Origin of the sequence: Kitasatospora purpeofusca (genome assembly GCF_000718025.1) — a bacterium.
Taxonomy (GTDB): Bacteria; Actinomycetota; Actinomycetes; order Streptomycetales; family Streptomycetaceae; genus Kitasatospora; species Kitasatospora purpeofusca.
In genome coordinates this window covers 26051-52232 of sequence record NZ_JODS01000035.1, presented here as the reverse complement: position 1 = coordinate 52232, position 26182 = coordinate 26051, and the positions used below count along the sequence as shown (strand labels likewise).

The 26182-nt window shown below is 69.2% G+C and carries 21 protein-coding genes and 2 pseudogenes; 8 read left to right on the top strand and 15 right to left on the bottom strand.

The annotated features are described in order from the left end of the window. The first annotated feature begins 51 nt into the window (after positions 1-51). From IF01_RS44590 to IF01_RS0134880, 4 genes are all read left to right on the top strand, one after another. Positions 52-8157: an RHS repeat-associated core domain-containing protein gene (locus tag IF01_RS44590; protein ID WP_157855438.1), complete on the top strand. Its 8106-nt coding sequence runs from the start codon at positions 52-54 to the stop codon at positions 8155-8157. A gap of 6 nt (positions 8158-8163) precedes the next feature. Next, entirely contained in the window at positions 8164-8697 is a 534-nt protein-coding gene (locus tag IF01_RS46295) for a DUF4259 domain-containing protein (protein ID WP_078880565.1), read from the top strand. A 337-nt stretch (positions 8698-9034) separates the two neighbouring features. After that, positions 9035-9370 carry a hypothetical protein gene (locus tag IF01_RS48680; RefSeq protein WP_157855437.1) on the top strand — a complete coding sequence of 112 codons (336 nt, stop codon included), beginning with the start codon at positions 9035-9037 and terminating at the stop codon, positions 9368-9370. Then, entirely contained in the window at positions 9367-9627 is a 261-nt protein-coding gene (locus IF01_RS0134880) for a hypothetical protein (protein WP_030397626.1), read from the top strand. The genes IF01_RS48680 and IF01_RS0134880 overlap by 4 nt, the downstream gene beginning before the upstream one ends. A gap of 97 nt (positions 9628-9724) precedes the next feature. Here IF01_RS0134880 and IF01_RS42785 read toward each other — a convergent pair. The 9 genes and pseudogenes from IF01_RS42785 to IF01_RS44585 form a co-directional block, all read right to left on the bottom strand. Then, positions 9725-11030 (bottom strand): annotated as a pseudogene (locus IF01_RS42785) (tyrosine-type recombinase/integrase). Beyond that, on the bottom strand, positions 11030-11194 hold the full coding sequence (locus tag IF01_RS0134870) for a helix-turn-helix domain-containing protein (protein WP_030397625.1): 165 nt from the start codon (positions 11192-11194) through the stop codon (positions 11030-11032). Before IF01_RS0134870 ends, IF01_RS42785 begins: the two are co-directional and overlap by 1 nt. Positions 11195-11392: 198 nt before the next feature. Then, positions 11393-11578: pseudogene (locus IF01_RS51435) on the bottom strand (replication initiator); the annotation flags it as partial. Between the two features lie 338 nt (positions 11579-11916). Beyond that, a complete protein-coding gene (locus IF01_RS0134855; protein WP_030397623.1) occupies positions 11917-13323 on the bottom strand; it encodes an MFS transporter in 1407 nt (468 codons plus the stop codon). 662 nt (positions 13324-13985) lie between these two features. Further along, the gene (locus IF01_RS0134850; RefSeq protein WP_157855436.1) at positions 13986-14576 is read right to left on the bottom strand and encodes a hypothetical protein; all 591 of its coding nucleotides are present in this window, start codon (positions 14574-14576) and stop codon (positions 13986-13988) included. 31 nt (positions 14577-14607) lie between these two features. Continuing rightward, positions 14608-15075, bottom strand: coding sequence for a hypothetical protein (locus IF01_RS0134845; protein WP_030397621.1), 468 nt, complete (start codon positions 15073-15075; stop codon positions 14608-14610). Between the two features lie 48 nt (positions 15076-15123). Further along, positions 15124-15933: an alpha/beta fold hydrolase gene (locus IF01_RS0134840; RefSeq protein WP_030397620.1), complete on the bottom strand. Its 810-nt coding sequence runs from the start codon at positions 15931-15933 to the stop codon at positions 15124-15126. A gap of 62 nt (positions 15934-15995) precedes the next feature. Continuing rightward, on the bottom strand, positions 15996-16718 hold the full coding sequence (locus tag IF01_RS0134835; RefSeq protein ID WP_030397619.1) for a hypothetical protein: 723 nt from the start codon (positions 16716-16718) through the stop codon (positions 15996-15998). A 20-nt stretch (positions 16719-16738) separates the two neighbouring features. Next, entirely contained in the window at positions 16739-17182 is a 444-nt protein-coding gene (locus tag IF01_RS44585) for an ATP-binding protein (protein WP_078880564.1), read from the bottom strand. A 482-nt stretch (positions 17183-17664) separates the two neighbouring features. On the opposite strand from IF01_RS44585, the gene IF01_RS0134820 reads away from it, so the two are divergent. Further along, entirely contained in the window at positions 17665-18213 is a 549-nt protein-coding gene (locus IF01_RS0134820; RefSeq protein ID WP_030397617.1) for a DUF5753 domain-containing protein, read from the top strand. Then, positions 18210-18443, top strand: coding sequence for a DUF397 domain-containing protein (locus IF01_RS0134815; protein WP_030397616.1), 234 nt, complete (start codon positions 18210-18212; stop codon positions 18441-18443). Before IF01_RS0134820 ends, IF01_RS0134815 begins: the two co-directional genes overlap by 4 nt. Before the next feature lie 60 nt (positions 18444-18503). Here IF01_RS0134815 and IF01_RS0134810 read toward each other — a convergent pair whose 3' ends face one another. Together IF01_RS0134810 and IF01_RS0134805 are read right to left on the bottom strand one after the other, a co-directional pair. Further along, the gene (locus IF01_RS0134810) at positions 18504-19052 is read right to left on the bottom strand and encodes an NIPSNAP family protein (protein WP_037782298.1); all 549 of its coding nucleotides are present in this window, start codon (positions 19050-19052) and stop codon (positions 18504-18506) included. Then, positions 19049-19525: a hypothetical protein gene (locus IF01_RS0134805; protein ID WP_030397614.1), complete on the bottom strand. Its 477-nt coding sequence runs from the start codon at positions 19523-19525 to the stop codon at positions 19049-19051. Before IF01_RS0134805 ends, IF01_RS0134810 begins: the two co-directional genes overlap by 4 nt. Positions 19526-19589: 64 nt before the next feature. Between IF01_RS0134805 and IF01_RS0134800 the strand changes: the two genes are divergently transcribed. After that, entirely contained in the window at positions 19590-20537 is a 948-nt protein-coding gene (locus IF01_RS0134800) for a helix-turn-helix transcriptional regulator (protein WP_030397613.1), read from the top strand. 42 nt (positions 20538-20579) lie between these two features. Here the strand turns inward: IF01_RS0134800 and IF01_RS44580 are convergent, their stop codons facing one another. Both IF01_RS44580 and IF01_RS0134790 read right to left on the bottom strand, forming a co-directional pair. After that, positions 20580-23438 (bottom strand): hypothetical protein, encoded by a 2859-nt coding sequence (locus IF01_RS44580; RefSeq protein ID WP_030397612.1) that lies wholly within the window; start codon positions 23436-23438, stop codon positions 20580-20582. A 191-nt stretch (positions 23439-23629) separates the two neighbouring features. Next, positions 23630-24097 (bottom strand): SSI family serine proteinase inhibitor, encoded by a 468-nt coding sequence (locus IF01_RS0134790; RefSeq protein ID WP_030397611.1) that lies wholly within the window; start codon positions 24095-24097, stop codon positions 23630-23632. A 180-nt stretch (positions 24098-24277) separates the two neighbouring features. Between IF01_RS0134790 and IF01_RS0134785 the strand changes: the two genes are divergently transcribed. Next, on the top strand, positions 24278-24637 hold the full coding sequence (locus IF01_RS0134785; protein WP_157855435.1) for a hypothetical protein: 360 nt from the start codon (positions 24278-24280) through the stop codon (positions 24635-24637). 347 nt (positions 24638-24984) lie between these two features. On the opposite strand, the gene IF01_RS0134780 is transcribed toward IF01_RS0134785, so the two are convergent. Further along, entirely contained in the window at positions 24985-25194 is a 210-nt protein-coding gene (locus tag IF01_RS0134780) for a hypothetical protein (protein WP_208624390.1), read from the bottom strand. Positions 25195-25472: 278 nt separating this feature from the next. Beyond that, positions 25473-26144, bottom strand: a complete 672-nt coding sequence (locus tag IF01_RS0134775; RefSeq protein WP_037782295.1) for a TetR/AcrR family transcriptional regulator — start codon at positions 26142-26144, stop codon at positions 25473-25475. Between the last annotated feature and the right edge of the window lie 38 nt (positions 26145-26182).

The window sequence follows — 26182 nt, the reverse complement described above, 5'->3', positions numbered from 1 at the left end:
GTTTTCCATGCCCGGATGGTGACGTGTCGACATCATTGAGGAGCAATCACCGTGGGGCTTTGGCCTGCCCGGAAACGGGCTGGTGGACGAGCGGGGAGCCTTTGGCGCTCACCCGCGACGGCGGCGATGGTCGCCCTAGCTTTGACGGGGGTGACAGTTCCGCCCGCTGCGGCGTGGACCTCCCCCAGGCCCGAGGTCGAGATCTCGACTTCCCCGAACGTACCGCTGGGAACCGGTACCCCATCGGTGAAGGGCCACGACGCCCAGCCGCCGGCCCGCAAACCGGCCGCCAAACCCGACAACTGGAAGCCGAAGGTCGCGCCGCCGGTCGTCACGGGTACGGCGACGGTCACGATCGGGGCGGACAGCCCCGAGGCAAAGGCGGCCCGCTCCGCGACCGACGGTGCGGCCCCGGCCTCCGCCGGCGGAACGGCCGCCAAGGCCGGCCCCCTGGCGGTCGAGGTCGCACCCGCCGCCGGCAAGGGCGAGAGCGCACACAAGGTCACCGTCCAGGTGACCGAACCTGCCAGGGGCAAGGCAGTCGGCGTGAACGCGCCTCTGATCGCCCTCTCCGATGCCGAACCAGCCGCCGCCGAGGGCCGCAGCGCGAGCGTCACCCTGGACCTCAAGGCTCTGCAGGCCGCAGGGTGGTCCGACCGAGCGGTCCTCGTCTCACTGCCCGGGTGTGCGCTGACGACCCCTGAGCGCCCGGAATGCCGGACCAAGACCCCGGTCCCCGCGCGGACCGATGGCACGGGGAAGATCACCGCCGACATCACCCTGCCCCCGGGCAAGGCCACCGCAGCCGCCTCGGACACCGGTGGAGCTGGGAAGGCTTCCCTCGCAGCAGCCGAAGCCCCCGTAGCCGCCTCGGCGGCCGTGGCGCCGGGCAGCGCGATGGTGCTCGCCGCCGCGCCCGCGCCGAACGGCGCCCTTGGCAACTACGCCGCGACCCCGCTCTCGCCGTCGGCGGCCTGGAGCGCCGGTTCCAACAGCGGCAACTTCACCTACAGCTACCCGATCCAGGTTCCGCCGTCCCTCGGCGGCGCGGCCCCCGGGGTCGCCCTCGCCTACAACTCGGCGTCGGTCGACGGCAAGACCTCGGCCACCAACGCCCAGCCCTCCTGGATCGGCGACGGCTGGGAGTACGAGCCCGGCTACATCGAGCGTACCTACAAGTCGTGCGACAAGGCCGGGATCGCCCACTCTGCCGACCAGTGCTGGGGCGGCGAGAACGCCACCCTCGTCCTGGGTGGCCGCTCCGGCACCATCGTGCGTGACGACGCCACCGGCAGCTGGCACCTGCAGAACGACGACGGCTCCAAGATCGAGCGGCTGACCGGCGCGCCGCGCACCGGAGTCGACCCCGACTACTACGCCATGGAGTACTGGCGGATCACCACCACCGACGGTGTCCAGTACTACTTCGGCCTCAACCACCTTCCTGGCGGCGACGGCACCGACCCGGCGGCCAACTCGGTCCTGACCATGCCGGTGTACTCGCCGAACGCCAAGGACGTCTGCTACAACGCGGCCACCGGCAGCAACTCGTGGTGCCCGATGGCCTGGCGCTGGCAGCTCGACCACGTCGTCGACTCACACGGCAACCTCACCAGCTACGGGTACGCGACTGAGGTCAACAAGTACAGCCGCGGCTACGTCCAGGGCGGCGGCACCGGAGTTCCGACCGGCTACGAGCGCGCCGGCTACCTTCGCGAGATCGACTACGGCCAGCGTCTCGACGACCAACGCGCAGCCAAGGGTACCCTCAACCCCGCAGCGAAGGTCCTCTTCGGAGTCGAGGAGCGCTGCGACCCGGCCAAAACATCGAGCTGTGCCGAGAGCCAGCGCACCACAGCCAACCAGGAAGCCTGGCCGGACGTTCCGATCGACCAGATCTGCACCGAAGGCCCCTGCACCAACGCTTCGCCGACGTTTTTCACCACCAAGCGGCTGACCGAGATCTCCACCCAGGTCCTGGTGGACTCCACCTACCGCACCGTCGACCTGTGGAAGCTGAAGCAGAGCCTCGCGGACCCCGGTGACGGTACCCCGCGCATCCTCCAACTCGACTCCGTCCAGCGCGTTCCCAGCAACGGGCAGGCGGCGATCGACAACCTGCCGCCGGTCGCGTTCAAGTACGACATGATGGCCAACCGCGTCGACGGCATCGAACTGCAGAGCGGGGTGCGGGAGGGCAAGCTCTTCATGCGCCCACGCCTCAAGGAGATCACTACCGAGACCGGTGGACGGGTCAACGTCATCTACAGGACTGGGGAGTGCTCCCGACTCGAAGGCCGCATGCCGGCGTCCGAGGACAGCAACACCCTGGCCTGCATACCGGTCAAGTGGTACCTGCCCGGCCAGTCCTCCTCGGACCCGGTGAACGACTGGTTCAACAAGCCCGTCGTCGAGACGATCACCGAGCAGGACCTGGTCAGCAGCCCGGCCGTCAGCAAGGTCACCAGCTACGAATACGGCGACCGCAAGGCTGCCTGGCACCGCAACGACGCCGAGTTCGCCGACCCCAAGACCCGGACCTGGGACAACTTCCGCGGCTACGCGACCGTCACCACGACCATCGGCAGCGGCGCCACCGGCGAGGCACCCCAGTCCCAGCAGAAGGCCACCTACCTGCGTGGCATGGACGGCGACTACCTCGCCAACGGCACCCGGCGCAGCGTCGCGGTGGCCAACCCGCTCGGCGGTCCGTCCGTCCTCGACAGCGACTGGCGAAGCGGCCAGGTCCTCGCCACCGAGGTGTACAGCCAGGCCAACGGGCCGGTCCGCACGGTATCGGGGAGCACGTCGAGCACGGCCCCGGGCGAGAACCCGGTCAGCGCGACCCACAAGCAGGAGGCCGGCGCGCCCAACAGCTACGCCCGCCGCCCCGAGTCGCAGGTCACGACGCTCTCCGCAGCCAAGCTGGCGAACGACAGCTGGCGGCTCGTCACGATCGTCACCGTGAGCGACCCGGCCAACGGCAACCGCGTCCTTCAGATCGACGACAAGGGCGACGGCACCGCCGCCACCCCCGAGACCTGCACCAGCACCAAGTACGCGAGTTCCACCGACAGCCCGCAGACCCTGACGCTCGCTTCGGAGCAGGTCACCGTCCAGGGCCCGTGCGGGACCGCTCCCACCGCCTCGAACACGATCACCGGCAGCCGCACGCTCTACGACGGCAAGCCGCTCGGGCAGTTCCTTACCGCCGGTGATCCGACCAGCACCCAGGTCCTCGACCACTTCGACCAGGCCGGCAACCCCGTGTACGTCAACACGGGCAGCGCGATCTTCGATACCTACGGTCGCAGCCTGACCAGCTCCACCACCGACGGTTCGAGCTACGGCCGGGACGGTGCACAGCTCAGCGGCCCCTCGGTCGCCCCCGCCGTCACGACGATCGCCCTCTCCCCGACCTCCGGCGCCCTGCCGACCGAGGTGCGGACCACCGGCCCCATGGGCGCCGACTGGACCAGCACCGTCATCCAGGACCCTGCGCGCGGGTCACCGCTGACCAGTCAGGACATCAACGGGCGCGTCACCACCTCCAGGTACGACGCCCTGGGCCGCATCACTGGGGTTTGGGCTCCGGGCCGGCCTACCAATGAGCTCCCGAACCGGGCGTTCACCTATGCCGTGAACGGCACGAACGGTCCGTCGTGGATCATGTCCAAAACCCTCAACGAGGACAAGGCCACGAGCTCGTTCGGCATCGAGATCTTCGACGGTCTGGGCAGGTCGAGGCAGACCCAGAGCACCAGCATCGCTGCGCCGGTCGGACGTCTGATCACGGACACCGTGTATGACTCGCACGGCTGGGCGATCAAGACGACCGCCCCCTACTACGAAGCGAACAACTTCCCGAAGAGCTCGATTTTCCTGGTCCAGGACAGCCAGGTGCCGAGTGCGACCTGGAACACCTACGACGGCAACGGCCGGGTCGTCCGCTCGGAGTTCCGCTCCAACGCCAACCCCCAGTGGGCCAGCACCACGGCGTACCCCGGGGCCGACCGCACCGACGTCACGCCGCCGGCCGGGGCCACCCCCACCTCGGTCGTGACCGATGCCCGCGGGCGGACGGTCGCCGCCTGGCAGTACCGCACGCCGACCGCAACGGGCAACGCCTCCGACGCGGACGTCACCACGTTCGGCTTCACGGCCGGCGGCCTGTCCTCGCGGCGGACCGACAGCAGCGGTAACAACTGGACCTACGAGTACGACCTTCGCGGCCGCCAGGTGACCGCGTCCGACCCGGACACGGGTGTGACCCGGACGTATTACAACGCCGATTCGCAGATCGACCACACCACTGACGCCGTCGGCAACACCCTCGCCTACAGCTACGACCTCCTCGGCCGGAAGACCGGCATGTACACCGGGAGCGTCGCCGCGGCGAACCAGTTGGCCGGCTGGACGTACGACACCCTCGCCAAGGGTCAGCAGACTTCTTCCACCCGGTATGTGGGTGGTGCCGGCGGGGCTGCGTACACCAAGAGCGTCACCGGATACGACGTCGCCTACCGTGCCCTCGGCACCGCGGTCACCATCCCGAGGGTGGACGGCGTCGAAGCCGCATTGGCCGGGACGTACACCACCACCAGCTCGTACAGTCCCGTTCTCGGTGTGCTGGACGACTTCGGAATCTCCGCCGCAGGCGGCCTGCCTGCCGAGTCCATCAGCTACAGCCGGACCATGACAGGCCTGCTCGGCTTCTCCAAGAGTCTCGGCAAGGATGTTGTGGCGAAGGTCCGCTACGACGCCTTGGCCAGGCCCTACCAGACCACGGTCGGTGAACCCGGCAAGCAGGTCGTCTCCACCCAGCAGTACGACTGGGCGACCGGCCGACTGATCAACAACTACATCGGCTCCAACGCCAGCACCGTGGATATCGGCGAAACCGGCTACACCTACACGTCGTCCGGTCGGATCACCTCGATCACCGATGTGCAGAACGCGAGGGCCCGCGACAACCAGTGCTTCACCTACGACCACCTCGGGCGCCTGACCCGGGCGTGGACAGATACTGCGGGCACTCACACCACCGCTGACTGGACCGATTCCTCGGGACAGACTCACGGCAGCGGCAGTTCCTCGACCGTGGCAGGCACCGGCGGCTGCGACAACGCCAACGGCCCTGCCACTACGGCGAACGGCTCCAACACCGTCGGTGGTCCCGCACCGTACTGGCAGGACTACAGCTACGACGCCAGCGGCAACCGGACCGCCTTCGTCCAGCACGGCTCTACCTCGCCCGCTCCGCTGGACCCGGCCCGGATCACCCAGGTCGCAAGCGCGGCGGACGGCGACCGGACGTGGTCCGTCGCCCTATCGAACGGCAGCCTCTGGCTCGGTTCACAAGCGGCCGACGGGTCCTGGTCGCAGTTCACCGACCTGATGGCCGAAGCCGGCTCCCTGTCGGCCGTCAGCTCGGTCGCCTTGGCAGTGAGCGACGGTCGCCCGCAGATCATGGCCATCGCCGGTGGCAAGATCTGGCACACCGTCCGAGGTGAGCAGGGATGGCAGAAGTGGGGCGACGTCTACGGCGCCGTCGGATCCCTCTCCCAACCCAACCAGATTTCCCTTGCAGCCACCGCCTCGGGGCTTGAGGTCCTGACCTTCGCGGGCGGCAGGCTGTGGCACACCGTCCGCCGACCGGACGGAAACTGGCAGGTACAGGGCTGGGGCGACGTCTACGGCGCCGTCGGCACCCTGGGTTCGCCCACTCAGCTGGCGGCCGCTGCCACTTCCTCCGGCTTGGAAATCGCGGTGGGCGCGGGCGGCAGGCTGTGGCACACCGTCCGCCGACCGGACGGAAACTGGCAGGTACAGGGCTGGGGCGACGTCTACGGCGCAACCGGGGAACTGTCCGAGGCCCAGACCGGCCAGGGCCAGCTGGCGCTCGCCAACACCGACGACGGTCTCCAGGTCGTCGCTCTCGCCCAGGGCAGACCGCACCACGTCATCCGCAACAGTGCAGGTGACTGGTCAACTTGGGGAGATGTCACCGGCGCCGCCGGCCAGATCGATCCGCTCGGCAGCGTCAGTGCGGCCGGCCGGGGCGCCGACCTCAAGGTCATCGCCGCCGGCTCGGGCAAGGTCAACCTGACCGTTCGCAGCGGTGCCACCAGGTACTGGTCGTTCTGGTCAGCCGTCCCGGCCTTTTCCACGATCAACAGCAACACCACGCAGACCTTCGGAGCCGCCAGGAGCACCAACGCCCCCACCCAGGCGCCCAACACCGGCGGCGGAACCGGTGGGCCGCACGCCCTGCTGAACTCCACCACGGTCACGCCCAGCGGCACCAAGGCCATCAGCTACCAGTACGACGCCAAGGGCAACACCACCGCCATCACGGACACGGGCGGCACCACCAACCTGACCTGGAACGGTGAGGACAAGCTCAGCTCCGTCACCAGGACCGGCCAGGCCGGCGCCACCACCTACCTCTACGACGCCGACGGCAACCAGCTGATCCGCCGCAACCCCGGCAAGATCACGCTCAACCTCCCGACGGACGAGCTGACACTCGACACCGCCACCGGTGCCCTGAGCAACGTCCGCACCGTCGCTGCGGGCGGCGGCCTCACCTACACCCGCGTCACCGCCCCCATCGGCGGCGGCACGGTGGTCATCCAGGCCTCCGACCCTCACGGCACCAACAGCGTCCAAATCGCCATGGCCGGCGCCCAGTCGATCACCCGACGCCCCACCGACCCCTTCGGTAACCCCCGTGGCACCCAGCCCAACGCATCCGCCTGGGCCGGCGCCAAGGGCTTCATCGGCGGCAGCAAGGACGACACCACCGGCTTCACCAACCTGGGAGCCCGCCAGTACGACCCGAGCACCGGCCGCTTCATCAGCCCGGACCCGATCCTCGACGCGACCAACCCGCAGCAGTGGAACGGCTACGCGTACAGCGAGAACGACCCGGTCAACCTGAGCGACCCCAGCGGCTACAAGTCCGAGGAATGCGGGACGCTGTACGACTGCGGCTCGGCCGGCACGATCACAATGAGCAACACCGCCCAAACCACGTCAACCTACGTGGCCGAGAACGCCCAGATGCGTAACTACGAGGCGACTCTTTCAGCGACTCTGGGCCCCACCGCGCAGCGCAACTGGATCCGCGAACAGACCAGCAAGAACAACGCTTCAATGCATGGCTGGGGCAACGGCGTCAAGAAGAAGTCCCTGCTCGACAAGATCGGAGAGGGCGCAGAGGCTGTCGGCTCCATTCCCGGAATCGGCGTTGTCGGCGATATCGCCTCCGTCGGAGTTCATATCCTCCAAGGAAAGCCAAAGGAGCTCCTCTGGGACGGCGTCGGATTCATCCCCTTCGGCGGCGACTGGGCCAAGGCAGCGCATCTCAAGAACAAGGCCGATGCCCTCGTTGACGCCGCCCGCGCATGCCAGAAGCACAGCTTCCCACCCGGCACTCTCGTCCTCATGGCGGACGGCAGTACCCGCCCCATCGAGGAAGTCAAGCCTGGCGATGCCGTAGCCTCGGCCGACCCCCAAACCGGCGAGTCAGCCTCCAAGGCGGTCACCGCAAAGATCGTCACCCCCGACGACACGGAGTTCACCGAACTCACCGTCACCGGGGAAAGCACGCCGACCACCATCGTCTCCACTTCCCACCACCCGTACTGGGACGAGACCACCCAACGCTGGACCCCGGCATCGGAGCTTCAGCCGGGCCACTACCTCTCCACCCCTGACCACGCCCACCTGACCGTCCTCACCACCCGCACCTACACCACCACTCCCCAACGCGCGGACGACCTCACCGTCGACGACCTCCACACGTACTATGTGCTGGCGGGGGCTACGCCGGTACTCGTTCACAATTGCAACAAGAATCAAGGCATCTATATATTTGACGATAAATCGAAGCCCGGCCATGTGTACATCGGCAAGACCAACAACTTTGACGTTCGACTGAACAGGCATGCAGACCTGGGCAGGCGAGACAAGGATGGGCCTGTCATTTGCATCCATGTGTGCGGAGATGACACGGCTCTCAGAATCCGAGAGCACATCATGAAGGTTCAGTTCGAAAAAATGGGCTTCAAGCTGAGTAGCGGCGTTGAGGGATTTGGTCGAAACCTCTATAACAAGCGGCAGGCGACTCAGCCTGAGCTCCCGTTCGAGTAGGGCGATATGGGGAAATGGGGATACGGGCCATTCGATAACGATGGCGCCGCGGACTTTGCTGGCGATTTGGATGCAACTCCGCTGCCTAGGCGGATTTATGCGATCCGAGCGGCCCTCGCCTCGGTGGCGGGCGACGGCAGCCCTCATATCGATGGCGGTAAAGCAGAGCTGGCGATCGCTGCTGCCGCGTTGACGGTCCGAGGGGTTGAGGGCGGTGATGAATTTCAATCAGCGACGTGGGGGCCGCGTGGTGAGATTCCGCAGATTCCGAAGGAGCTGACACTTCTGGCGCTCAAAGCGATTTCTCGCCTACTCAGTACAAGCAACGACTTGCAGGACGACTGGAGCGTTGAGGAAGAAGGAGCCGAATGGCTCGCAATGCTTCGAAGGCTGCAAGCGTTGCTTGACAGGGAAAGTGCTGCAGGAATTCCCTTCTCTGCTCCGGGCCCCGAAGGTCACGGGCAAGGAAAAGGGCAAGGACAACAGGGATCTAAACGAGCTACGAATGAGGATGCATCCGTCCAGGAAGGCCTTTGGTGATTCCTTCAAGGTAGCTATCTAAGTCGACCGAATGAAGGGCCATGGAGGCGTGAGTCGTGACTCCGCCACGTCATCTGATCATGGAGAATTCGGTAGCCCGGTAAATGCGAGGGTCCTCTCCGCGCTTTGCGGAGAGGACCCTCGGGTCATTTGACGGCGACGGCAACAAGCCCGGACAACGACGCACACCTCTGCGTACGGGCTGATTCCCGCCCACCTGCGAAAAAGCAGGCCGGAAGGGGCCGCCCGCAACACGTACTATGTCCTCGCGGGCTCGACGCCGATCCTCGCACACAACTGCGACTGTGATGTTCACTGGCTCAACGAGAATGCCAACATGAGCTCCGCTGCTCGCACTTACGGCGCTGGAGCGACGGGTTCCGTGGCTGGCTTGGCGCCGGCCTTGCAGCACTACAAGGCTGGCGCAAATAAGCTGTCGGATATTAAGTTCGATGGATTCGATGCAACAAATGGCGTAATGATTGACCGGAAGGTCAGCGTCACCACCTTCAACAAGAGCTACCGACAGGCCACGAATCAGTCTCTGGTGCTTGAGCAGAACGGCTACACCGGACGGTGGGAGGTACCCACCGAGAGTGAAGCGGCAAGGGTGTGGAAGGCTCTTGGAAGCCTCCTGATCGCTGACATCCGAGTGAGAGTGGTGCCCCAATGAATGTCAACCAGGTCCTCGCGCGCGCATTTGCGAGCGTGGTGGTTTCGATCGACCTGACGGACGATGATGACATCGATCCTGACATCGCCACCGATATTCTAGAGCTAGCTGCCGCCTTCTTCCGTGACCTCTCGGAAGAAGGACGACGAGAGGCAACTTCCTTGATCCTGCAGTGTGCAGAGATGGAAGATAAACCGGAGCGCAAGCGAGCAATTCTAGAGCTTCCCGAAGCTATCGGGATTCTTGACGAGAGCTGATCGCAGGATCTCCTGCATTTCAGTCACTCGCATATGAAGCCCTCCCCAGAACATCTCTGGGGAGGGCTTCATGACGTTTTGACGTCATCTGTTGACGTCACCATGTGGGGAGCAAGATCCCACTACCCGACAGACCCTTGCCATCGTCGCTACTACCGTGCTCGGTGTCGGGGTTGCGGAGTGCGTTGCCGAGGAGGTCGATGGCGTTGCATTGGATGCGGAGTCGGACGTGGGTGTAGACGGTGGCGGTGACGCCGATGTAGGCGCGGCCGAGGAGTTCTTTGATGACGACGAGTTCGACGCCTTGGTCCAGTAGGAGGGTCGCGGTGGTGTGTCGGAGGTCGTGGAAGCGGATCCGGCGGAGGCCGGCGTGGTGGAGCAGCATGGCGAAGCGTCGGTTGAGAGTGCTGGGTTCGACCGGGAGCGCGGTGTTGGGCGCCGTGAAGATGTAGCCGCGGGGGTTCCAACGAAGTCCGGCGGCATCGTGCTCAGCTTGCTGACGGGCGCGGTGGTTACGGAGGGCTTCGACGCAGGTGGCGGGTAGGGCGATGCGTCGTTCTGAGGCTTTGGTCTTGGTGGGGAACAGGACGAGGCCGTTGTCGCTGGTGCGTTGGAGTGAGCGTCGGATCACGGCGGTGCCGGCGTTGAGGTCGATGTCGTCCCAGGTGAGGCCGAGGAGTTCACCCCTGCGCAGGCCGGTGTGGAGGGCGAGGTGGACCACGGGGTGGAGTGGGTGGTCGCGGGCGGCATCGAGCAGTTGGCGGGCCTCTTCGGTGGTCAGGGGCTCGAACCGTCGCGGCCTGGGTGTGCCGAGCCTGACGTTACGGGCGACGTTTCGAGGGATCTCCTCTTCCTGGACAGCATGCTCCAGGGCGGTCTTGAGCACGGTGTGGATGTAGGTGAGCGTGAGTGCGCTCAACACCCGCCGGCAGCAGTCACCCACGGCGCAGCACCGCTGTTTCGTCGGCGTTCGCTGGTGGTCGGTGTGGCGGGCGCAGCACTGGCAGCGGGTTCGTAGGCTGTCGAGCCAGGTGCGGATGTCCTTGGCTGTGAGTTTGGAGAGCTTCTTGGTGCCCAGACCGGGGATGATGTGGAGGCGGGCGACGGCCGTGTAGCGGGTGTGGGTGATCTCGCGCACGCGGTGCACCGCGACGGTGTCGAGCCAGTACGTGATCCAGTTTCCGACGGTGCCTTGCACATCCGACGACCGGGGTGCCGCGGTTGCTGGCGGCCTTGGCGTCGGTGAGCTTGTCCGTCGCCTGCTGGCGGGTCCTGCCGTAAACGTGGAGGCGTTGGCGGTTGCCGTTGGCGGCGAGGACGTAGGCGGCGGCTTCCCAGCGCCCGTCCTTGCGTTGGAACACGGTGCCTTCGCCGTTGGCGCGGTTCTTCTTCTGGGCTGCCATCAGGCGGCTTCCTCCAGTCGGGAGGCCACGAACGAGCGGTACGAGCCGTACGGGATGCGGCGGGAGCGGCCGATGGTGATCGAGCGCAGCCGGTTGGTGCGGATCAGGTCGTAGACCGCCGAGCGGCCGAGCCGCAGCCGGGCCATGACCTCGGGAACCGTCATGAGGTGGTTGTCGGACACGGCCCGCCTCCTGCTCGTTCGAGGGCCTGGTCGAGGGCGGTGCGCCAGCTGACGCGTTCAACGACGGCCCGCAGGAGGCGGGTCGCAAGCGGCGACATGTCGGGGTCGCCCGGGCGCACGGGTTCCCAGGTAGCGGTGAGGCTCGGTGCGGGCGGCGGTGTCGCCGAGGACGTCGAGGACCTAGGTCCGGCGTTCGGTGCGGTGGTCGGTGAGGGTCTTGCCGGACCACTTGCGGGAGACCAACACCCGGCGGCCGCCGTAGCCGGGGTGTTCGCGTTTGTGGGCGCGGGAGCGGCAGGCGCCGGGGCGCAGGGCGGGGTGGGCGTTCTTGGGCTGGATTCCGTGGAGGAGCCAGTTGGCGCAGGTCGGTGAGCAGGACTGTCACCGGCGAGGGGGCCGACTCGGGGAACCAGGACGAGTGGGTCTGTTCGTACGTCGGGCGCGTCGTGGTGGTTCCGTTGTTCCGGCCCGCTCCGTCCCTCCAGCTGTCGGCGACCGGCTTCGGTTCCGGACGCCCCTCGGAGGACGGTCAGCCCATTCGGTTGCGCATGCCTGACTGACGTGCTGGCGGATGTCGTCGTGCCAGCCGGCCAGGGTGAGTTCATGCGCCTGATTCCCTCCGGGCTGCCGTCACTCGGACAGGAGTGACGGCAGCCCGGACCGCGTCCCTCGGAACCGCACGTCCGCGGACGAGGGCCCGGACGTCAGCGCACGGACTGCGCCACGCGCTGCGCGGGGACGCCCTTCCGCGCACCCGTCGCCGTGGCGGCGGCCGTCGGCTCGGTTGCGGCCGGGGCCGCGCCCAGGGCGGTGCCGCGGGTCTCCTCGGCCCACAGCACGCACACCAGCAGACCGAGGGCCGTCGTCCCGGCCGCGATCAGCATCGTCGGCCCGGTGCCGAGCCCGGTCAGGGACAGCGGCAGCAGATAGGTGCCGACGGCCGCGCCGATCCGGCTCACCGAGGTGGCGACGCCGACGGCGGTGGCGCGGATCTCGGTGGGGAACAGCTCGTTGGGGTAGGTCCAGTCGAGCACGTTCGGTCCGCCGCACAGGAAGGCGTAGGCGCACAGCGCGGTGAGCGCGACGGCGGCGGGGGCGGTGGGCCACACCCCGAGCAGGGCGAGCGGGACGGTCATCAGGGCGAACGACCAGATGATCACCGGCCGTCGGCCCCGGGTGTCGATCAGGCGCAGCGCCGGGTAGCAGCCGAGCAGGAAGACCAGGCTGATCAGGCCGGTACCCAGGGTGTCCATCACGGTGCCGCCCGGCATGCCGAAGGACGAGAGGATCTGCGGGCCGAAGGTGAGCATCGCGAAGAGCGGGCCGACCTGGCAGAGGAAGAACAGGCCGCAGAACAGGGTGCGGCGCCGGTAGGGCGGGGTCATCAGCAGGCGCAGGCCGCCGGGCCCGGCGGCCTGCGCGGGGTCGGGCATCAGCTCGCGGCCGTCGACCCGCACGCCGAGGTGCTTCTCGACCACGCGCACGGCGTCACCGACCCGCCCGTTGGCGGCCAGCCAGCGCGGGGACTCCGGCGAGCCGCGGCGGATCACCAGGAAGACGACGCACAGCACGGTGGAGCTGGCCAGCATCCAGCGCCAGCTGCCGGGGCCGGCCAGGCGCAGGAAGGCGTAGCCGGTCATGTAAGCGAGGACGGAGCCGGCGTACCAGGCGACGATCTGCTGACCGAGCAGCCGCCCGCGGTGTTTGGCCGGCAGCCACTCGGCGAGCAGCGAGGTCGCGATGGGGTAGTCGGCGGCCACGGCCATGCCGAGCACGAAGCGCAGCAGGGCGATCGCCCACACCGTGTCCACCCAGAAGGAGAGCACCGAGCAGGCGACCATGACGAGCAGGTCGGCGGTGTACATCACCTCCCGGCCGATGCGGTCGGTCAGCACGCCGAAGAGCGCGCCTCCGACGAACATGCCGACCAGCGCGGCGGCGCCGATCAGGCTGACCTCGGCGGTGGAGAGGCCGAGTTCGGGGCGCATCCCGATGAGGGCGACGCCGACGATGCTCAGGATGTAGCCGTCGAGCAGCGGCCCACCGGAGCAGGCCAGGGCCAGTCTGCGGTGGAAGGCGGTATACGGGGCGTTGTCGATGGTGCTGGACATGGGTCTTCGGGTCCTCCGGAGCGCACGATGTGCTCCCGCACGGTGTGCGCCGGGTAGACGGCAGGGATCGGCACCGCCCGGCGGGTGGTGCCGTCGCCCGGTCACACCGGGCGACCGTCAACGGTTGCCCGGGCGGGGAGGGGGCGCCACCGGGCCGAAGGTCGGGCGAATTCGTGACCAAGGTCCCGAAGCGGACGGGCCCTGTGCCGGTGCCGCCGCGGCCCCCGTCCAGTCCTGCCGGGCCCTGGGACCGCCTCTCCCCTCCGTACCGCCCCCACGGGTGATCCTCCTCACTCGGGCTCACTCGGGGGCACGTTCCGGGCCTCCGGGACACGAGGGGCGGACTGCCCGGTCACCGAGGCAGGCCCGGCACCGCCGAGGCGCTGGCCGCGTGGGCCGCCGACCACGGCCCGGTCGATTCACAACCTCTTCAATGAGCGCGTCAATCGATTGAGGATTGTTGCTTCCCAGAAATTCAGTGGCCCCATCGGATCGTTTTCCGATGGGGCCACTTGATCATTTGACGTCGCCGGTCGGCGTCACCACGTGGGTTCCAAGGTCCGATTCCCCGGTGGGCCGTCCCCGGTAGGCCGTCGCCGTCGCTGCTATCGGCGAGCCCGGCGTCGGGATTGCGGAGACGGTCGGCAATACCTTGGTTGGCGTCAGATCCGGTGGACGGCATCGCCGATATCGGCGGCTGCGGCCTTCAGCGTCTCGGACGCGGTCCCTGGTGCCATCCTGCCGACGACTTGAAGTTCGATCAGGTACTGGCCGAACCGTAGCCACGCGTACCAGCGGTTGCGCTCGCCCCCGCCGAGGTGGGCGCAGAAGAAGTGTTGCTCGTCCGCTCCCGCGACGCCGGACCCATCGAGTCGTTCGACCTCTCCGTACCGGGCGTAGCGCTTGTCCGGCGAGGCGGCACGGAAGACGAGCCAGGCCCAGGTGGGAGAGTCGAACTCCATGACCGTCTGGATGAAGGTGCCGGCCAGGGGGTCCGCACTGTCCTGCACGAACATGCGTTCCACGCGTCTGTCCAGCCCGCGCATGTAGGGCGCGCCGGGGTCCTCGTCCGGCTTCCGCTCCCAGGTCGCCGCCATCGGCGGGGACTGGAGCAGCAGGCTCTCGCCGACGTCGCTCGCTCGCCATTGTGTGGCGAGGGGAAGGTTCCAGATCGACAGGCCCAGCAGGACGATCAGCAGCGCCCCGATGGCGGCGATCCGACCTCGGCGGGATTGCGGCACAGTCGATTTCATGTCGGATCCATCGAGGAGGAGTTCGGGACGGTCAGCCTTGGCCGGGCGGGGCCTTTCGCAGCAGGTCTCCATCGGCGCAGGTCTGGTCCTCGTCCTCGACCAGACAGAGGTTGATGCCGGTGGAGTCCTTGGCGATGGTTGCCAGCACGGAGCAGGCGAGCGTCTCAGCCCTGTTGGTGGGGAGCAGGTCGAGGGTCGAGCCCTGCGGGTCGCTCGTTCGGGCCACATTGGTGGTGTCGGCCAGCAGGAGCCACTTGCCGCTGGAGAGGGCTTGGGCGCATCCGTCCTGTACCGGGACGGCCTTTGTGAGGTTCTCCGCGCGGAAGGTGCCTCCCCGGTCGATCACGAGGTGGGTGCCCTTCGGGTTGCTCCAGGTCCCGATGATGTCGTTCTGGGAGGCTTCGAAGGACGAGCCTCCGGCCGAACAGCCGCTCGCCAGCAGTGCCGAGATCGCGAGTGCGCATGCAGAACGTACGGACAGGACAGAGCGCGCCGCCATGCTTCCCCCTCCGGTCGGCCTGGTGAAGCAGCCTATCCGGGTGGGTGTTCAGTTCAGGGCGTGGGGGAGGGTGGTACGGACCCAGCGTTCGGGTTCGGAGAGGTGGGGGGTGTGGCCGGCGTGGGGGTAGACGTGGCGTTCGGGTTTGGGGAGGGAGAGGTCGATCAGGTCGAGGATCTCGCCGTACATGGGAGCGCTGTCGTCGCTCTGGGTGAGGAGGACGCGTTCGGTGAAGCGGTTGAGGGCGGTGAGGTCGAGGTCGAGGGCGTCCGGGTCACGGAGTTCGTCGAGGTAGGTCGGGGCGTTGCGGATGTAGGTGTGGCGGACCGGGGCGGGGAGTTGTTCCCAGGCGCCCGGGCCGAAGGCGATGGTGTTGGTGTAGAGCTCGGCCGCGGCCGCTGATTCGGCCTGTTCGAGGAGTTCGCGGACCGCCGAGATGCGTTCGGCGAAGGCGACGCCGAGGGGGCGGAGTTCCGGGTCGGCGAGGAGGGTGCCGGTCGCGGGCGGTTCGTGGACGGTCACGCCGCGCAGCAGGTCGGGGCGGGCGGCGGCGAGGCGGAGGGCGATCAGGCCGCCGTAGGAGTCGCCGCAGACGTAGGCGGGCGCGAGGCCGAGTCCGACGATCAGGCCGGCGAGGTCGGCCGCGTCCTCGTACACGGATCCCTGGGTGAGCAGGTCCTCGCTGCGGCTGTGCCCGCGGCGGTCGTAGGAGACGACGGTGGTCTCCTCGGCGAGCCCCGGCAGTACCCGTACCCAGCTGTCGGCGTCCGTCCAGGAACCGTGCACCAGCACCACTCCCGGCCCGGCGCCCCGGGTCTCGTAGTACAGCGACACGCCGTTCACCCTGATCTCGGCCATCGAAAGCCTCCCGACCTCGGTCGTGCACCCTCCAGCCTGACACAGAAGGGGAGGGAGGGGGATCAGATCAGGGGCGGGAAGAGGCCGCGGTCCCAGTGGCCGAGCCAGGAGGCGGTCACGGAGGGGAGCGGCAGGTCGGCCGTCGACTCGTCGTACGGGAGGACGGCGGTCGGTGCGATCCACCCCTCCCCCGGGTCGATGCGCAGCCGGAGGGCGTGCACGGGCCTGCGGAGGGTGACGTAGAGGCGCAGGTCGGCGGTGGTCGGGGTGTGGGTCGCGTAGTCGGCGTGGACGGTGCGGCAGACGGATTTGATGTCCGTGGTGGCGAGGAGGAGGTGCCGGCTCCCCGGTCCGAGGTTCACGCAGAGACGTCGGCGGGCGGTCTCGCGGGAGGGGTACGGGAGGGGCTGGTGGTTGTCGACGTGCAGGCCGAGACGGAGGCCGGTGTCGGGGTGGGTGTGGGTGGACGGGAGCCCCGGTGGGTCGGTGGTTTCACCCAGGGTGATCGGGAAGGCGTCGCCGAGCATCTCGACGAGGGCGGTGGCGGTGGGGACGTCGAAGACGGTGTCGGGCAGACGGAAGAGTTCGACGAGACCGCTGTCCCGGGTGAAGATGCTCGGCGCGAACCGCTCCGGGTAGCCGTCCGGCAGTGGTTCCCAGACCTCGTCCGGGACGACGACGGTGGTCTCGTACCCCGGTCGGAGGGTGAAGCGGCGGACGCCGGAGATCTCGCAGCGCGCGTGCAGGCGGGCGGGGTCCTGGAAGGCGATGGCGGCGGGGTGCATGGGGTCGGGTCCTTGGGTGTTCAACCGGCGAGCGGTGGTGGGGCGACGGAGGGGTCGAGCAGCATCCGGACCCAGACCCGCTTTCCGGCCCCCTTGCGGGTGACGACCCCGAAGTCGAGGGCGAGTTGGCGGACCAGGTCGATGCCGCGCCCGCATTCGCTGAAGCGGCGCGGCGTGCGGGAGTGGAGCGGCAGGTCGTGCCGGGGGTCCCAGACTTCGAGCCGGCAGTCGCCGTCGAACTCCTGCAGGTGGAGCCGGACTTCGCCGTGGCCGGCGCAGGCGTGGACGACGGCGTTGGTGACCAGTTCGGAGGCGATGAGGACGAGGTCGTCGACCCGTTCGCCCGACCACCCCCAGGCGGTCAGTTGGTCACGGATACCGCGGCGCGCGGTGCGCACCGAGGTGCTGTGATCGGCGAGTTGGGCCTCCCAGGTGCGGAAGGCAGGCATACCCGGAGTGGACATGGAGGAGCCCCTTCAGGAGCGTGTCCGGTCGGTCACGTTGAGTGTGGGGCATCCAAAATCGAAACTGCAACAGCATTGCTCGAAGAAATTAATTGATCTTGAAGCGGACTTGAGACCCGGGCCTCGATCTGGTGAGACTGGACACCCATACTCGATGGGAGGGACGCCACTTGAGCAAGCAACTGTCGGCGATCAGGCAGATCCGGCTCGGCGACGAACTGCGCGCCTGGCGGCTGGAGAACAACAGGACCCTCGTCGACATGACAGCCGGCCTGAAGGGGTGAAGCCCCGGTCGGCTGAGCAGAATCGAACGCGCCCAGCAACCGCTCAGCCGCGCCGATCTGGGCAAACTGCTCGACCACGCCGGCGTCACCGGCCAGGATCGCGAGGATCTGGAGAGCCTCCTCGGCGACAGCCCGCCCAAGCAGTGGTGGCGCGACCTGGACTACGCCGAGACGATCACGCCGGCCTTCGCCGAGTACTTGGCGCTGGAGGCCGACGCGTCCCGCATACTCAACTACTTCCCGTCCGCGTTTCCGGGCCTCCTCCAGACCGAGGGCTACGCCCGCGAGATGATCGCGGCCGGCGTCGACGCGCCCAACGACGAGCTTGTCGAAGCGGGAGCCGAGGTTCGCATCCTTCGTCAGCGCAGGCTGACCGAGGACCCGCGGCTTGAGTTCAAGGCGTACTTCGGAGAGGTGGCACTGCTCGTCGCAGGCGACCAGCGCGTGCTCGCCGAACAGATCCGGCACGCGATCAAGGTAGCCAACTATCCCAATGTGACACTGCACATGGTGCCGCTGAGTGCGGGTCGACCAGGCATTCTGGCCTCGGGAATCACTCTCATGCACTTCCCTGACGACCAGTCCGACGGCTTCGTCTTCGTCGAAGCCATCGGCGGTATGCTCCCTCGGAGAACGGGACGCGACGTCAAGCGAGCCGAGAGGACCTTCGTGCGCGTCGAGCAGTTCGCGTTGTCGCCGGAAGACACCATCGCCGCCCTCGAACGCAAGCTGGAAGAGCTGACGTGAGCCACAAGCACGACCCCTACGACCACGATCCCACCGACGCGAGCTGGTCCAAGTCTCCTTTTTCCGCCGAGGGCAACGGCGACTGCGTGATCGTCGCTCGCTTCCCCAACGGGGACGTCTGGGTCGGCGACGACAAAAACCCCGAGCGGCCGCACCTCGCGTTCGACCGCGCCGAGTGGACCGCCTTCGTCAAGGCGATCGAGGCGCAGGCTCCGGACTTCACGGTCTGACGAAGCAACAAACGGCGGAGCGGGAGGTCGGATCCACCGACTTCCCACTCCGCCGTCGTGTCATACCCTCGCCAGGCGCAGCCGCTCCGACGGCCACGGGGGCGCCTCGGCAGGGCCGTTGAACCACACCCGGACGTCCTCGCCCGCGCGGACGGGGAGGGCCAGGAAGTCGTTCGGCGCGTGCTCGGTGCGGTGGAGGGCGTGGGACGGGTCCAGGTGCTGAGCAGCGTACGCGTCGAAGGCGGCCGCGTCCTCGGGGTGGCAGACGGAGACGGCCACGTCCGCGTCCACGGCGGCGAAGCCCGGGCCGCGCAGCAGGAACACGTCGTCGCTGTCGAGCATCGTCGCGTTCGCCGCGTCGCGGTGCCGACGCCACACCGGGCCGCCGTAGAACGCCTCCAGGGAGCGCCGGCGGCTCGCCATGTCGGGGAAGGACCGCATCCAGACGAAGCGGTCCGGGTCGTCCAGGTCGCGGAAGCGGCCGCCCACCGCGATGCCGACCGCCTCCTGCCCGGTCACGAACTCGCGCTCGAACAGCTCGATCAGGGTGTCCCGGGCGCCCGGGTACAGGGTGTAGCGGCGGAGTTCGACAATACGCAGAGTGTTCACAGGCCGGCCGCCGCCGGTCCGGTGCGGGTGAAGTCCATGGTCCAGTTGAGCTCCCACGTCACTCCCCCGTCCGCCGAGAACTCCTGCTCCCAGCGCGCCGCGTCCGGGCCGAGCCGGTGCCAGGTGAAGTGCACCCGGATCGGCCGTCCCTCGTAGCTGTCGTCGCCGTAGAAGTCGCCCCGGTCCCCTGTGAAACCCCCGGTCACGGGCGGGTCGAGCCGGCCGGTCCGGCTGCTGGACCAATAGATCGACCACTGCCCGGCCTCCCGGTCGAACAGCCGCAGGGTCACTCCCTGGCGGCCACCGAGGGTGGGGAAAGTGATCTCGTCGATGTTGCCGGCGCCGCCGAACAGCGGCCGGACCACCGACCGCCCCGGGAACTCCTCCCACACCTCGGAGCCGGGGGTCAGCGGTGCGGCGAGACGGCGGTTGGCCACGTCCCAGGAGCCGTGGAGGAAGTCGAAATCGTTCATGCGCCGCAGGTTATGGACACTCCACTGACATCCTCTGTCAGTGGAGTCGCGGATACTCGACGCCATGCGCGCGAGCCGACTCGTCACCCTGCTGCTCCTGCTCCAGAACCGGGGCCGGATGACCGCCCGGCAGCTCGCCGAGGAGCTGGAGGTCTCCGTCCGGACCGTCTACCGGGACGTCGAGGCCCTCGCCGCCGCCGGGATCCCGCTCTACGGGGACGCCGGGCACGCCGGCGGCTACCGGCTGCTCGACGGCTACCGGACCCGCCTCACCGGGCTCACCGGCGACGAGGCGCAGGCCGCCTTCCTCGCCGCGCTGCCCGAGGCCGCCGCCCAACTCGGGCTCGGGGAGGCCCTCGCGACCGCCCGGCTGAAGCTGGACGCGGCGCTCCCCGCCGCCCTGCGGGAGCACGCCGGACGGATCCGGCAGCGCTTCCTGCTCGACGCGCCCGGCTGGTACGGCGACGCCGACCGCGCGCCGCACCCGCACCTCGGGGCCGTCGCCACCGCTGTCTGGGAGCGGCGGGCGGTGCTGCTGCGCTACCGGCGTTGGCGGGCGCCGGAGGAGATCGAGCGGCGGGTCGAGCCGTACGGGCTGGTGCTGAAGGCCGGGCGCTGGTACCTGGTCGCGGGCGGGGCGTCCGGGCTGCGGACGTACCGCGTCGACCAGATCCTCGGGCTGCGACTCCTGGAGGAGGAAGCCGGCACCGCGCCGCCCGCCGGGTTCGACCTCGGCGCCCACTGGCGCGCGCATGTGGCCGACTTCCGGGCCCGCTTGCACACCGGCGAGGCACTCGTCCGGGTGACGTCGGAGGGCGCGCGGCGTCTCGGCCTCACACGTTCGGGTGGTGATGAGTGGACGGAGGCCCGGGTGCCGATCGAGTCGGTCGAGCACGCGCACGGGGAGTTCCTCCGCCTGGGCGCGGACGTCGAGGTGCTGGCACCGGCGGCGCTGCGGGAACGCATCGCCGCCACCGTACGAAAGCTGGCTGCCCGCTACGACGCGTCGTAGCGGGCAGCCAGAGTCAGCCATTGCCGGGGCTCTCGCCGGAGGTCACCCCTCGGTGATCTCCAGCGTGAGCGGTCCACCCGGGACGGGCTGCCCGCCCGGGGTGCCGTAGCCGGTGCTCAGCCAGCTGGCGTCGCTGACCTCGAAACCGACGGTGTAGGTGCCCACCGCGATCCCGTACGGGACGGGGACGAAAAGCATGGCCTTCCCGTCCGGGCCAACGGTCGTGCCACTGAAATTCCGACCCACGACCTTGCCCGTGCTGTCGTACAGGTAGCACCAGTACCCGTTGACCGGGGCGACGGGAGCGACCACCTGCGCGTACACCACGAAGGAACGGTTGAGCGCCTGGCTCTGCGGGATGCTGGTGACGTTCAGCGCCGCCGAAGTCACCGTCGGCGGCGTGGTGTTCCCGACGCCCCGGACCTGCACGCCGATGCCCGGTGCGGAGAAGTCCGAACCGTAGAGGGCCACGTTCCCGGCGCCGTCCGTTACAGCCGCCCCGGTGAGGGCACAGCCGGACGGCGAACCGTTGTTCGACTGGCCGAGCACGGCCGGGACGGAGTACCTGCCGTCCGGCTCCACGGTCGGGAACGTCACCGAGGGGCCGCACGGGCCGGTCCAGAACAACTCGATCGAGCGGACGCCCCCATGTGCGCCCCACACGTTCATCGACACCTTGAACGCGGCGGGCCCCGTCCAGGTGTTGAGCTCGTTCGGCGTCGCGGTGAACCCGCCGGCCTGGACGGTCCCGTTGGACGTGACGGTGATCAGCGGGGCGTTGAGCCCGCGGAAGGACTTGGACTGGCCCGCGTTGTTGGTGAGCGTCACCGCGGAGACGCTCCACGTCCCGGCCGGTGCCGTGGAGGGAATCAGTACCAGGACGTAGCAGGTCGGGTAGGTGGCGTCGTGCTGGCAGGTCGAGTAGAGCTGCCCGTTGTAGGTGGAATTCTCGAACGACCCGGTGAGCATGGCACCGCCGGGTCCGGCCAGCTGCAGCGTGCCCTTCCAGAAGCCCGACTGCTGCTCCTGGATGCCGAGGTCGTAGCGCACGTAGGCGTTGTCGCCCGTGAACACGTAGGCGGGGCGCCCGGTGTAGACGGTCGACACGGTCGGCTGGAGCGCCGTCGTCGTCGAGACCTGCGAGGTCGCGGTGAGGACGTTCCCGAAGCCGCCCAGGGCGGATCCGGCCAGCACCTGGCGCTGCTGGGTCTGGATCTCGTGGACCGTCACCAGCGAGACCGCCCACTTCGCGGTGGCGGCGCCCGCGTAGCGCGGCACGGCGAAGCGGTACGAGTAGGTGGCGCTCGCCGCGTTGCCGGAGACGAAGTCGGCCCCGTAGCCGCTGCTTCCCTGGAGGAAGGGGACCACGCGCCTCTGGCCGACGTAGGTGTCCGGCGCGTCGCCCTGCTGGCGGATGACGATCGTGCCGCCGTTCTGGCGAGCGTCCGGGTCGGAGGCGGTCACGGTCCAGGTGACGGTGACCGCGGCCGTCCCGGTGGAGGCGTCGACGGTCGGCTGGGAGAAGCTCAGGGCGGACAGGCCCAGCCGGTCGCCCGCGCTGAAGTAGCCGAAGACGTCCGCGACCACGTCGGTGGAGCCGACGTGGTTGTAGAACGCCACCTTGCCGTCCGCGCCGACCGGCACCGTGACCAGGTTCGGCACCGTCTGACCGGCCGAGAAGTTCAGGTTCGAGGCCGAGGGAACGTTCCGGCCACTCGGGTAGACGGAGACGAAGCTCTCGGCGGTCGGCTCGGTGACCGTGACGTTGAGAACAACGGCCGTGACGCTGCGAGACGGGACCTCCGAGACACCCGCGACCTGCAACCCGATGCTCGCATTGTCGCCCACCTGGGCTCGCACGCCGCCGGTGCCGGTGCCGTCACGGGTGTCCAGCAGCCGCTTCGGCGTCCCGAGCGTCCGGAACACGCCACCGGTCCGGGGCTCGCCGGAGACGTAGTAGCCGGCGAGGTCGGCGACGACGTCGGTGGAGCCGACGTGGTTGTAGAACGCCACCTTGCCGTCCGCGCCGATCGGCACCGTGACCAGGTTCGGCACCGTCTGACCGGGCGAGAAGTTCAGGTTGGACGCCGAGGGGACGGCGTTGCCGCTCGGGTAGACCGTCAGGAAGCTCTCGCCGGTCGGCCCGGTCACCGTGACGTTGAGGACCACCGCGGAGACGTTCCGGGCCGGCACGCCCGCGACGCCCGCGACCTGCAGTCCGATGCTGGCGTTGTCGCCCACCTGGGCCTTCACTCCGCCGGTGCCGGTGCCCTCACGGGTGTCCAGCAGACGGGTCGGGCCGTTGGCGACGAAGGTCGACGCGGCCTTGTCGAGGGTGAAGTAGCCGGCGAGGTCGGCGATGACGTCGGTGGTACCGACGTGGTTGAAGAAGGCCACCCGGCCGTCGGAGCCGACCGGGACGGTGACCTGGTTGGGCACGGTCTGGCCGGGCGAGAAGTTCAGGTTGGAGGTGGTGGGGCGGACCCCGCCGGGCGCGTAGACCGCCAGGTAGCTGTCACCGGTCGGGTTGGTGACGGTGACGTTGAGGACCACCGCGGTCGGCCTGACCGAGGGGTTGCCGGACACGTCGGAGACGTCCAGGATCAACGGGCTCTGGCCCACGGGCCGGACGTCGCCGCCCGTGCCGGTGCCGTCGCGGGTGTCCAGCAGCCGGGTCGGGCCGCTGGGGACGAAGGCTCCGGCGAGGTCCTGCTGGTCGGGGAGCGCGCCGCCGGCCAGCTTGGCCGTGGTCTCTCCCGGTGCGGCCGGGGCCGCTGCTGCGGCTGCCGGTGCCGTCGCCGGAGCCGTCGCGGGGCCGGTGGCCGAGGCCGCCGTCGCCAGGCCCGGGAACAGCGTCAGGCCGGCCGCCACGGCGAGAACCGCCCAGCGGCCCGACCTCACGCCGGGTCTGGAGCCCCGTCGTCTCGTGTACATGCTTCCCCCATCTCGTCGGAACCCCCGTCCCAGACGGCGGGGATCTCGCGCGTCTCGACGGGGACGAGACATTGAAGCAGAACGATCACTCAGTTCGCGCACGGGTATTCGAGTGACCCCGGACACCGCTGGGCGGCCGGGGTCCGAAGGCCCGGGGATCAGAAGTCGAAGACCGCCCCGGTGGTGCGGAGCAGGACGCAGTGGTTGCCGTAGGTGTGCCGGAACGAGACCGGGTGCCCCCGGTAGGTGCCGGAGGCGGTGGCGGTGTAGGGGTCGTACTGGTCGGTGCAGACACCCGGGTCGACGTCGAGTCGGCCGAGGTCCCCGTTCACGGAGTCGACGAGGCGGCAGGCGGTCGCGGGGTCGGGGTGGGTGGTGGCGGTGCCGCCGTAGGGCGGGCATTCGAGGGTGACGGTGCGGGGCGTTCCGCTGGAGGGGGTCTCACCGTGCGCGACGGTGAGGCGCAGGCTCGTCCCCGGGGCGCTCGTTCCTGGAGCACTCGTCCCCGGGGCGAGGACGGTGGTGGGTGAGGTCGTGGCGGCGCTGCCGAGAGGGCCGTGGGCGCTCGCGAGGGCGGTGGTGAGCAGCGTGGTCGCGAGGAGGGCGAGGGCGCGGGTCGTCTTCACGCCCCGCGCAACGAGCGCCCGGTACCGGCGTCACGGCCGACCGCCGTACCGGAGTGGGAAGTCGGTGACGCCGACTTCCGGCGCGAAGCAGGGAGGGGAAGGGAGGCGGAAGGGAAGCGGGATGACGCGGCCTGGGATGCTCTCCCCCGACCGTCGATCGCATCGGAGTGGGGGAACGGCATGGACGTCGGGGAGTACTTGAGGGAACGTGACGAGCGGGCGTGGCGGCGCGCCGAGCGTTCGCGGGGGTGGGGAGTGCACGCGCTGGGGCTGCTCGCGCTGGCCGCCTGGTTGTGGGCGATCGGGATGGCCTTCGTCCCGGCCTCGCACGAGTACCGGAACGGCACGACGGTGCACTGCGGTTCGCCGGTGTTCTACGACGCCTTCGACGACTCTCGGGCCACCGGTGACTGCGGCGGCGTCGCGGGCAACCGGATGCGCGGCGCCGTCGGCCTCGGCCTGGTGTCGCTGCCGCTCTCGGTGGGCTGGCTCTGGCGGACGATCGTCGTCCGGGTCGAGCGCGTCGAGGGCAACCGCTGAGGCCGTGCTCCGGAGCACCGCGCGCGAGGTCACGCCGGGGCGGCCGGTGGAGCGGAACGCGCGGCGGACGGCGGTGGCGACGACGCTCAGCAACTCACGGACAGCCGCAGGCAGTAGGCGGCGCAGCAGCTCGGCGCCCGCAACCCGGCGGGAGAGGTGGTCGACCACGGGACCTCATTTCCAGGGCCGCCCCACCGGCAGCCCGACGTCCCCCAGCCTGCCCCTCCCCCACCACCGTCCGCCTGTACCGATCGGCACATTTCCGCCTCGCCCGACGCACTGGTGCCCCTGCCGATCGGCAGGGGCACCAGTGAAAGCCACATGCGCCGCGAACCACGGCCACGCACCTACCCCGCGTCACCGCCGCCGAGGGTCTCGGGACCGTTGTTGCCCTTGCGGCCCTGCGCCTTCTGGTAGCGCCGCACCGCCCGACCCGCACCGACGGTCGCCGCCGCCACGGCGCGCGTCCACCGGGGACCACCGCGGTCGGCCCACACCACGCAGACACAGCCCCCGACGACGAGCGCCAGGATCCCGATCAGCACCGCACCGATCATGTCGCCCACCCTCAGTTCTCGTTCTCGTACAGTTCTTCGTTCTCGTACGGTTCGAAGGATATTCCCAGGTCCGGCACCGTTCAGGCACTCCGGCACGCAGATCGGGCAGGTCGGGCAGACCGCGCGGGACCCGCTCGTCGACGGTGGGAGCCGGTCCGGCGCGCGGAATGCCTGCACGCGCCGGACCGGACGGGCCCCTCCGCACCCGGACCGGCGACGGGGCGGCCCATGGGGAAGAACACCACTACCCTTCCGGGCACCGGCCACCGGGGCACCGGTCAGCCGTCGGACGCCGCCGGCGAGGACACAGCCGACGACGGCGCAGCAGCCCGGATCAGCTGGCGCAGCGCCCCGTAGTACACCTCGTGGTCGGTCACCACGGGCACGATCTCGGCGAGCCGGCCGCTCAGCACGGGATAGGTGTCCGGGTCGAGCGCGGCCAGCGCGGTGCGGGTCGCGGCCCGGGTCGCGGCGGGGTCGCGGTGGTCGACGAAGCTCGCGCTGCCGAGGGTGAGCAGGTACATCCGCCGGTACGCGGTGATCGCCTCCTCCGCGGTCATCCCGGCCGCCATGCTGTCGGCGAGCTGCGGTTCCACCAGCCGGGCCAGCAGGTTCCGGCCCAGCCAGGGGCGGCTGCCGCGCAGGGCGACGAGCCCGGGGTGGGCGGTCAGCAGCCGGTACAGCGCGGTGAACCGGGTCTCGGTGGCGTCGGCCCAGGCGGTGCCGGGCGCGATCTCCGGCAGCCGTTCGGCGAGGTGGTCGGTGACCAGGTCGAGCAGGCCCGCCAGATCGGTGCAGCGGCGCTGGAGCGAGGCCACCGAGATGTCCAGGTGGGCCGCGAGCGTCCGGAAGCTGAGGGCGGACGGGCCCTGGCCGTCGACGACGGACAGGGCGGCGACCGCGATGCGTTCGGGCGTGGCGCGGTCGAGGGAGGCGGATTGCCGGGGCATGCGGCACAGCGTACGGTACGCCGTACCGGAACGCGGAT